The organism is Mesorhizobium sp. M0514 (genome assembly GCF_040321145.1).
Taxonomy (GTDB): Bacteria; Pseudomonadota; Alphaproteobacteria; order Rhizobiales; family Rhizobiaceae; genus Mesorhizobium.
The window spans coordinates 65,191-72,497 of record NZ_JAMYQZ010000026.1; the positions used below are offsets into that span (position 1 = coordinate 65,191).

Below are 7,307 nucleotides of genomic sequence, written 5' to 3' on the forward strand. Positions count from 1 at the left end.
GGGGAGATCAGCGGCGTCGCCTCCTCCAATGTTGCACTGCGTTAGATTTGTTGCATTGCGATATCGACCCATAGGGCGGAGTCTTGGTCCGACTGTCAACGGTTGCAGCGCCGTGTCCCGTTGGGCGCAAAGCTGCCGCACGTATGATCCCGGCGCGATCGTTACTCGCCGAGGCGGGGTCATGCACCAGCACGAGGTGGCAAATCGTGTCAGCATCGTTCCGGCCCGATATCGAAGGACTGCGCGCCTTGGCGGTGGCAGGCGTGATCGCCTTCCATTTCGGCTTCACCGGCCTGCCCGGCGGCTTCACCGGCGTCGACATCTTCTTCGTCATCTCGGGCTATCTGATCACAAAACACCTGCTTGCCGAAATCACCGAGACCGGGCGGCTGAACCTGTGGCGCTTCTACGCCAGGCGCGCCCGGCGGCTGTTGCCGGCGTCGCTGTTCGTCATCCTCGCCACGCTGGTGGCCGGCGCCTTCATCCTGTCGCCGGAGGAACAATCGCTCTATTCGAGGGGCGCCATGTTCGCCTCGGCCTACATGATCAATCTGTGGCTGATCCGCTGGTCGTTCGATTATTTCGCCGCCGATGCGGCCAGCAACCCGTTTGTCCATTTCTGGTCGCTGTCGGTGGAGGAGCAGTTCTATGTCGCCTGGCCGGCGCTGCTTGTGCTGGCGGCATGGCTGCGCCCCGGCAAGCGCGGCGCGATCCTGGTGATCGGCATTGCCGGCCTCGTCTCGTTCGCCGTCTGCGCGTGGCTCACCACGGTCTCGCAGCCCTGGGCCTTCTATTTCTCGCCGCTACGCGCCTGGGAGTTCGCCGCCGGCGGGCTGGCCAGCATGGTGCCGCAGCAAGTCTGGCAAAACCGCCCGCGGCTCGCCACGCCGCTGGCGTGGCTCGGCCTGGCGCTGATTGCCAGCGCCTATCTTTCCTTCAGCGACGAAACGCCCTTCCCGGGTTTCCTCGCCCTAGTGCCGGTGGCCGGCACCGTGCTGTTGCTGCTGGCGGGAGCGGCGCACGCGCAGCAGGAGAGCGCTAAGAAAAGCCCGATCGAGGCACTGGCGCTGCCGCCCCTGCAATGGATCGGCAAGCTCTCCTACTCGCTCTATCTCTGGCACTGGCCGGTGATCGTCTATGCCACGATGCTGACGCCCGAGCTTTCGCCGCTGCAGCGGCTCGGCTGCCTGGCGCTGACGCTGGCGCTGTCGGTCTTCACCTACCATGTCATCGAAAACCCGATCCGCCGCAATGGCTGGCTGATGGCCAGTGCGGCGCGGGCGCTGGTGCCGGCCCTCCTCCTGACCGGTACCGGCGTCGTCGCCGCTTATGCCAATGCCAGGCTCGCCGTCCACGATCTCGATCCTGCGCAGCGCAGCATTGCCGCCAGCGCCGCGCAGCCTTCCACGGCGCGCGCGGCCGGCTGTATTCTCTCCTTCGAGACAGTGCCGCCGAAGGCCTGCGTGTTCGGAAACAAGGACGCCGGGCGCTCGATTGCGCTTTTCGGCGATTCGCATGCCGACCACTGGTCGACGCCGCTGATCGAGGCGGCGGCCAAGAACAACTATCGCCTCGTCACCTATCTCAAATCGTCCTGCCGTGCCTCGCGGGTGACGACCTGGAACTGGCGGCTGAAGCGCGACTACACCGAATGCGACCAGTGGCGGGAGCAATCGGTCAAGGACATTATCGCGTTGCACCCGCACATGGTGGTGATCTCGGAATTTTCGATCGGCAATGTGATGAAGGAATCGCCCGAGGAACTGAAGCACGCCGATTGGAACGAGGAGTGGAAGACCGGCCTGCGCTGGACGCTGGCGGCATTCAGCGGGGCCGGGATCAAGGTCGCGGTAATCCGGGACGTTCCCTACAATGGAAGCTATGCCGACAAATGCGTGGCGCGGGCGCTGTGGCGCGGGCAGGTGCCTGAAGTCTGCGACACGCCGAGGGACGCGGCGGCGAACGACGACATCGCCGCGGCCGAGCGCGACGTCGTGCGCAGCGTGCCCGGCGCCACCTATGTCGACCTGACCAGCCAGTTCTGCGACGCCCAAACCTGCCACGTGTTCATCAACGGCCAACTCGCCTTCCGCGACCGGCACCACCTGGCGACGCCATTTGCTGAATCACTGGAGCCGCTCTTGGAGAAGGCGGTGTTTTAGGGGGCGGCGAGGTAGGGGGACCTGACGGCTGACGCTCAGTTGATGCGAGCTATGCCACAAACACATCCTCTCGATGGTGAGCGAGGTAAGCCTGCTGCGGCGGGGTGAAGGTGCTAGTGCGCCAGACGGCGGGGGCTTCGGCAAAGCCGAAACTCTGCATCACCAATTGCTCGAATCCGAGCCGCCGCAAATCAGTCTTGTCGACGCGCTGGGATATGAGGACCTGCCCGCTATCTTCAAAACTGATGAAGCCACGGTCAAAGAGGTGGTCGGCATCAGGCGTGAGGAGCAGCCCGTTCATGCCGTCCAAGCGCTCCTGCGCGGAAGCGCATAGGCGCCAAGGTTTGATGTGGCTTGCAATCAGCAACGAGGGATTGGTGACCCCTGTGAGTCGGCACGAGCGCTCCATGGCTTCGACATTGGAACGAAATTTACCTTGGCCGCGACGAGCTTGAATGACGCTCGTCTTTACAGTGTCCTCGAGTTGGAGGTCGTCTCGGATACGGCGCTCAACGACGTCCTCTAAAATTTCATTGACGACTTCGAAAGTGAGACTGTTTGCGCCACCACGCCTCAAAGCTTCGCGGTCGAAAGCTGTACCCGCGACAATTGTGTGAAACACCTCTTGCGATACGCTCGCGAGATAGGCGTTTTGACGGCCTGATCCGGAGTTTGGGTCGATGGGCGAGTATCGGGCAGGCAGAAGCGGACCCAATTCGCCAATTATGTCCGACGGGCACACCGTCGGCAGGAGCGGCGCCCAATACACCGGGAGAAGCCAACCTTCCTCGTTCCAATTGGCTCCAGTGTTCTTGAACTCCGGTGGTTTCGGTGCTGTGAATGCAAACTCCGCTACCCGACCAATATAGCGCACGGCTTGACCGAAAAAAGACAACACGAGGTCACCAGGTGTCGCCCGACGCATATTTTTGTAGAACTCGCTGCGTGCCCCATTCTTCTGAGTTTTGGGCGACCAGAGATATTGCCCGTCGATCTCTTGGCGGGCGGTCTGACTGTGATTTACCCACCAGAATTGCGACATCGTTTTTGATTTTAATAGTTGCCGTCGGGGGTAAGCTCTATTCGAGACCTGTCTCGCCTACAAGCAGGGAGCCGACCTTATTGCCAGGTGCGACAGGCGGCGTAACTGCATCTTTCGGCGAGACGCCAAGAAGAGCGTAGGGCGACGATAGTCGCCGCCCCCACCCCGCTTGCAAATCGCCCCCCAAATGCCATCTAGATCACAGGCGCACCGCCGGTGCGCCTTAGCCACGGAGCATTCACTTGACGCAGCGAAGCGGCAGTGCGGACTTGCCGCTGCATGGCGGGCGGGTTCCGAAATGGCTGGGTGACCGCATGACGCGGCTGGGCGCGGTGCTGTGCGAGGCGATCATCCATCATTATGGCCGCGACGAGCTGTTGCGGCGGCTGGCGCATCCGTTCTGGTTCCAGTCTTTCGGCGCCGTCATGGGCATGGACTGGCACTCCTCGGGCATCACCACTTCGGTCGTCGGCGCGCTGAAGCGCGGGCTCAATCCGATGTCGCGCGAGCTCGGCATCCATGTCTGCGGCGGGCGCGGCGCGCATTCACGCAAGACGCCGCAGGAGCTGGCGGCGATCGGCGAGCGCGTCGGCATCGATGGCGCGGCCCTTGCGACCGCCAGCCGCCTGGTCGCCAAGGTCGACAGTGCCGCCGTGCAGGACGGTTTCGACCTCTATCTGCACGGCTTCATCGTCACCGACGACAGCCGCTGGGTGGTGGTGCAGCAAGGCATGAACGGCGACAGCAGGCAGGCGCGCCGCTACCACTGGCTGTCGGAAGGGCTGACCAGTTTCGTCGACCAGCCGCATGCGGCGATCGAGGGCGAGCGGCAGGGCGAGATCGTCAACCTGACCGATCATCGCGCCGAGCCATCGCGGACCGGACAGCTCGACCTGTTGAAGACCATGAGCCCGGAGCGGATCCTTGACGAGCTAGCGGTGCTGGAGCCGCCGTCGAAAGCAGCGCCTGCGAAATCATCCGCGCAGCCGATGCTGCCCAATCTGGTGATGCCGGCGCATCACGACGTGCGCGAGAGCGACATCGTCATGCACCGGCTGCACGGCAACATTTCCGCGGCAATAGAAAGCGGGCCGGCCGATTTTCCCGAACTGCTGCTGGTGCCCGGCGTCGGCGCGCGCACAGTGAGGGCGCTGGCCATGGTGGCGGAAGTGGTGCATGGCGCGCCTTGCCGCTTCTCCGATCCGGCGCGCTTCTCGCTCGCCCATGGCGGCAAGGACCGCCACCCCTTCCCGGTGCCGCTGAAAGTCTATGACGAGACGATCGCGGTGCTGAAATCGGCCGTCGGCAAGGCAAAGCTCGGCCGCGAGGAAGAGCTTGGCGCGCTGAAGCGGCTGGATGGCGAAGCGCGGCGGCTGGAGCGCTACGTCACCGGGCCGAGCCTTAAGGAGATCGTCGCCGGCGAGTTCGACCAGTCGCACCTGCTTGGCGGGCGCAGTGTGTTTGGGTGCGAGACGGCGGCGGAAGAAGAGCCGTTGAGGACGATCAAGAAAGGCGCTTGATGGCGGCCGGTTCGCGCCGCCCCTCATTTCCCTGCCGGGCGTTCGTCATTCGAAAAGCGAAGCAGTTGGCTTTTCGTCCGCTTTGCGGACCATTCCTCAACTCCCCGTATAGTGACGGGAGAAATATGCTGTCTTCGATGCTTTCGCCAATCGCCAACGTTGCAGGAAAAGCGCCGCCGTCGCGGCCAGCCCCTTCTCCCCGTTTACGGGGAGAAGATGGCGGCAGCCAGATGAGGGGCGGCGCGGCGCCTGAAAGTAATGGCTCGTTCAGCGACTCGCCAGTTTCAAGTTTGATTCACAAAACCTCTCTAAGCCACTGTCTTACAATATTAACTTTTACGCGGCACCCTTCAACAGGTCTTCCGGCCGGCCCTCGACGAGCGCGGCAATATAGCTTTCCAGGCTGGTCGTGCCGCGCTCCGGGTTTTCCGGCTGCATCGGCTTGTCCAGCGTGGCCCCGGTCAGGCGGGCATAGGACTCGGCCGCCGCTTTGGAGAAGCCGAGTTTTTCGTAGGTTTCTGTCCAGCGCTCCCGCGGCACCGTGACCACGCGCACGTTTTTGCGCAACGCCGCACTGAAGGCTGCGGCGACATCGGCGGCGGAGTAGCGCCGAGGACCCTCGATATAGTGCGTGCCGGTCTTGTCCGCCGGCTCCAGCAGACGTCTCGCCGCAGCCTCGCCGAGATCCTGCGGCGCCACCATCGGCAGCTCGAAATCCGCCGGGAAGAAGGAGGTGATGACGCCGTCGCGCCGCGCCGTCTCCGGGGCCTGATCCCAGTTGCTCATGTAATAGGCGGCGCGGTTGATGCTTGCCGGAATGGCCTGGGCCTTCAGCTTCTGCTCGAGGCCGTAAAGGACGGTGAGATCGCCGACACCCTCGCCGGCCTGCGCGCCATAGGTCGATTCCGCTACCACTTTTTCGAGGCCGGACCCCTCCAGTGCCGTCGCAATGGCGCCAACCGTCTTGCGCTCCTCGGCGTCGGTGTCGGTCGATGGATCGGCCGGCGGGTTGAGCAGAAACGCCCGCTTGCCGCGCCGCAAGACTTCACGCAGCGCCTCGACATCGAGCACATCGGCAACCGCGGCCTCCGCGCCCTGTTCAACCAACCATGCGGCCTTCGACTCGTCGCGCGTCACCACCGTGACATCCTCGCCCTGCCGCAACAGCGCCATTGCCGCCGCCGAGCCGACATGGCCGGTACCTCCAAGAATGACATGCATGGTCTCGTCCTTCCCTTGCTGATTCATGCCGGATTAATGGCTGGGGCGGCGAAGGGTTCAAAAATCGGGGGACGATGCTGACAGGAGGTGACGCTGACTTTCCTCGCAATGCACGGCGCAGGGGTCGTTCGCATCTTGCAAAATTATGGACGAGGTCGTGCCCCGCGAGTTATATTAGCGCAACCTTGAATAGGAGGCAGCTATGAGAAAGCTCCTGCTTGCTTCGGCTATCGCTATCACTGCGGCGGCGGCGATGATCGCCCCGGCGAATGCCGGCGGGCGCGTCGTGATCGGCATCGGCAACGGCTACTATGACGATGACTACAATGACAGCTATGGCGACTATTACGATCGCTACGCTCCTCGCCCTTACTACCAGTATAATGCCTACGATAACGGCTTCAGGTACCACAGGTATCACAGGCACCATCGCCATTGCCGCATAGAGTTGGTCAAGCATTGGCGCCATCATCACAGGATCGTCGAGGAAATTCGCGTTTGCGAACGGTGATCCGATAGGGTGAAACCGGTTCGGCCGGCATCTGCCGGCCGGCCACTTCCTGCGCGGCTGCCGGCCTTATCGCGGCTTCCGCATCAGCATCATCCCGTAACCCACGGCCAAAAGGTCGAGCCCGACCTTCAACAGCTTCACCACCACATCTCGTCCCTCGCCGGTGCGTTCGGCGAGCGCCTTCACCGACTGGCCTTCGAGGCAGATTTTGCGAACCACCTCCGCCACTTCCCAGTGGGCCATGGCGGCGATGGCATGGGTGTGGGCGCGGCCGGCGTTGAGCACGCGGTCGGGGATGCCGCCATTGATGCGGCCGCCGTCAATGCGCTCTTCCCACGACATCGGCCGCAGCCCGTCACGCGAGGCGCGCTCAAAATCGTCGCGAAACCGTTGGCCGGCCTCGCGTTGCTGGCGCGTCAGTGAGGTGATGCCGACCAGCGGATCGACATTGCGCACCCGCACGATGCCGCCGGTCGCGGTGTAGCCGTCATTGGAGACCTCGTAGACGCGCCGCGCCTCTTCGGTGCCGACGCTCAGCCGCTTGCGGCCGAAGCGATCGTCCTTCAGCGCGAAATCATGGCCGATCTCGCGGCGGATGCGCACCTGCTCGACTTCGCCTTTGGGGAGTTTTGGTGGCTGCCGTTTCTGCGCGGTTTTTTTGCTCATCGGGGGATCCTTGTGGGATTGGGTTGTTGAGCCGGAAGGTTGGCGTTCCTTCGCCCCCCTCTGCCCTGCCGGGCATCTCCCCCACGAGGGGGGAGATTGGCAGTTTCGGCGCCTGCGCCTCTGCAACGTTGGCAATTGGCGAAATCGGCGGCGATATCCGATCGCCCCCGTCGTGGGGGTTGAGG

Annotated in this window: 6 protein-coding genes; 3 read left to right on the forward strand and 3 right to left on the reverse strand. The window is 63.4% G+C overall.

The window, feature by feature from the left end:
• Window positions 1-206 precede the first annotated feature (206 nt).
• Window positions 207-2,162: an acyltransferase family protein gene (locus tag NKI61_RS13475; protein WP_352796540.1), complete on the forward strand. Its 1,956-nt coding sequence runs from the start codon at window positions 207-209 to the stop codon at window positions 2,160-2,162.
• Window positions 2,163-2,211: 49 nt separating this feature from the next.
• Here the strand turns inward: NKI61_RS13475 and NKI61_RS13480 are convergent, their stop codons facing one another.
• Window positions 2,212-3,204 carry an HNH endonuclease gene (locus NKI61_RS13480; protein WP_352839764.1) on the reverse strand — a complete coding sequence of 331 codons (993 nt, stop codon included), beginning with the start codon at window positions 3,202-3,204 and terminating at the stop codon, window positions 2,212-2,214.
• A 242-nt stretch (window positions 3,205-3,446) separates the two neighbouring features.
• Between NKI61_RS13480 and NKI61_RS13485 the strand changes: the two genes are divergently transcribed.
• Window positions 3,447-4,724: a DUF763 domain-containing protein gene (locus NKI61_RS13485; RefSeq protein ID WP_352673770.1), complete on the forward strand. Its 1,278-nt coding sequence runs from the start codon at window positions 3,447-3,449 to the stop codon at window positions 4,722-4,724.
• 336 nt (window positions 4,725-5,060) lie between these two features.
• Here NKI61_RS13485 and NKI61_RS13490 read toward each other — a convergent pair whose 3' ends face one another.
• Complete coding sequence (locus NKI61_RS13490) at window positions 5,061-5,945, reverse strand: NmrA family NAD(P)-binding protein (RefSeq protein WP_023715126.1); 885 nt, start codon at window positions 5,943-5,945, stop codon at window positions 5,061-5,063.
• A gap of 202 nt (window positions 5,946-6,147) precedes the next feature.
• On the opposite strand from NKI61_RS13490, the gene NKI61_RS13495 reads away from it, so the two are divergent.
• Complete coding sequence (locus NKI61_RS13495; RefSeq protein WP_023672486.1) at window positions 6,148-6,456, forward strand: hypothetical protein; 309 nt, start codon at window positions 6,148-6,150, stop codon at window positions 6,454-6,456.
• Window positions 6,457-6,522: 66 nt separating this feature from the next.
• Here the strand turns inward: NKI61_RS13495 and NKI61_RS13500 are convergent, their stop codons facing one another.
• Window positions 6,523-7,122 carry a DUF6456 domain-containing protein gene (locus NKI61_RS13500; RefSeq protein WP_023685448.1) on the reverse strand — a complete coding sequence of 200 codons (600 nt, stop codon included), beginning with the start codon at window positions 7,120-7,122 and terminating at the stop codon, window positions 6,523-6,525.
• Window positions 7,123-7,307: the final 185 nt, after the last annotated feature.

Excerpts from the sequence above, each read along its gene's own strand:
- NKI61_RS13480 (WP_352839764.1), bottom strand. The coding sequence starts at position 3,204 with ATGTCGCAATTCTGGTGGGTAAATCACAGTCAGACCGCCCGCCAAGAG.
- NKI61_RS13490 (WP_023715126.1), bottom strand. The coding sequence starts at position 5,945 with ATGCATGTCATTCTTGGAGGTACCGGCCATGTCGGCTCGGCGGCGGCA.
- NKI61_RS13495 (WP_023672486.1), top strand. The coding sequence starts at position 6,148 with ATGAGAAAGCTCCTGCTTGCTTCGGCTATCGCTATCACTGCGGCGGCG.
- NKI61_RS13500 (WP_023685448.1), bottom strand. The coding sequence starts at position 7,122 with ATGAGCAAAAAAACCGCGCAGAAACGGCAGCCACCAAAACTCCCCAAA.